Here is a 1,419-nt window from a genome sequence, read left to right as displayed (position 1 = left end):
GATGTAGCTCCGTCTCGTGGGCTCGGAGATGTGTATAAGAGACAGCCCCTGGCTCCCCCGGCTCCCCTAGCTCCTCCGGCCGGCCCGGCCGGCCCGCGACCCGGCGCCGGCCGTCTCTCCCCGACATCGCTGGTCTCCACATCGCTGGTCTCGACGTCGCGCCCCTCCACACCGTGGGCGAGGAACGGCGATGACGAGGACCGAGCCACCCGCCCGGACGTCCCCGCCGCGACTGCCGTCCCTGACCGGCCTGCGGTTCTTCGCGGCCCTGCTGGTCTTCGGCTTCCACATCACGCTGTCGACCTCCCCGATCGCGCCGCACGGACCGATCAACCCGTTCGCGAACCCGGGGATCGCCGCGCTCACCGAGCGGCTGTTCATCGCCACCGGATTCATCGGCGTCTCCTTCTTCTTCGTCCTCAGCGGATTCGTGCTCACCTGGTCGGCCCGCCCCGGGGACGGCGTCCTGTCCTTCTGGCGGCGTCGCATCGTGAAGATCTTCCCGAACCACCTCGTGATGTGGGCACTGGTGATGCTGCTGTACGCGGCCGCGGTCACGCCGGTGCACGCGTGGGTGCTCAACCTCTTCCTGCTGAGCGCCTACTCACCGGACGGCACGGTCAGCGTCGCGGTCAACTCCCCGTCCTGGACGCTGTGCGCGGAACTGCTGTTCTACCTGCTGTTCCCGCTCCTGATCCGCGGCATCCGGCGGATCCCGGCCGGTGCCCTGTGGCTCTGGGCAGGTCTGGTCCTGGCGGGGATGGTGCTGCTCCAGGTCGCCGTCCTCACCGTGGTGCCCGACATGCCGCAGAACCCGTTCACCCACCTGTCCCCGTACCAGTTCTGGTTCGGCTACATCTTCCCGCCCTCACGCCTGCTCGAGTTCCTGCTCGGAGCGGTCCTCGCCCGCATCGTCCTGGAACACCGCTGGCCGGCCGTACGCCGCTGGCAGGTGCTGGCCGCGTGCGTCGCCGGCTACGCGGCAGCCAACCTGCTGCCCCTGGTCTGGGTGTTCAACGTGGCCACCATCATCCCGATCGCCCTGCTCGTGGCCACGGCCGCGGCCGACGACGCCGCCGGACGGCACACCTTCCTGCGCTCCGGCCCGATGCAGTGGCTGGGCGACACGTCGTTCGGGTTCTACCTGTGCCAAGGGGTCACGATCTTCTGGGTGCGCCACATGATGGGCAACGCAACCTACCCGGCACCCGTCGCCCTCGCCGTCGTCGCCGGCGTCCTCGCCCTGACCCTGGCAGGCGGGTGGGCCCTGCACGCACTGGTCGAGAAGCCCATGATGGACCGGTTCGCCCGGCCGCGCCGCACAACCGGCACGACCGGCCACGCCGACGACGTCAGAGAACCCGCCTGACGCGGCCCCCGGGAGCCGGCCCGCACACCACCTGTCTCTTATACACATCT

The 1,419-nt window shown here is 69.8% G+C and carries 1 protein-coding gene; it reads left to right on the top strand.

Features of this window, described 5'->3' with window-relative positions; translation table 11 throughout:
* Positions 1-190: 190 nt before the first annotated feature.
* Positions 191-1,369 carry an acyltransferase family protein gene (locus HGK34_RS22165; protein ID WP_201851581.1) on the top strand — a complete coding sequence of 393 codons (1,179 nt, stop codon included), beginning with the start codon at positions 191-193 and terminating at the stop codon, positions 1,367-1,369.
* Positions 1,370-1,419: the final 50 nt, after the last annotated feature.

It is taken from the genome of Myceligenerans indicum, from assembly GCF_016742955.1.
GTDB classification, from domain to species: domain Bacteria; phylum Actinomycetota; class Actinomycetes; order Actinomycetales; family Cellulomonadaceae; genus Myceligenerans; species Myceligenerans indicum.
This window is presented reverse-complemented; position numbering and strand designations above follow the sequence as displayed.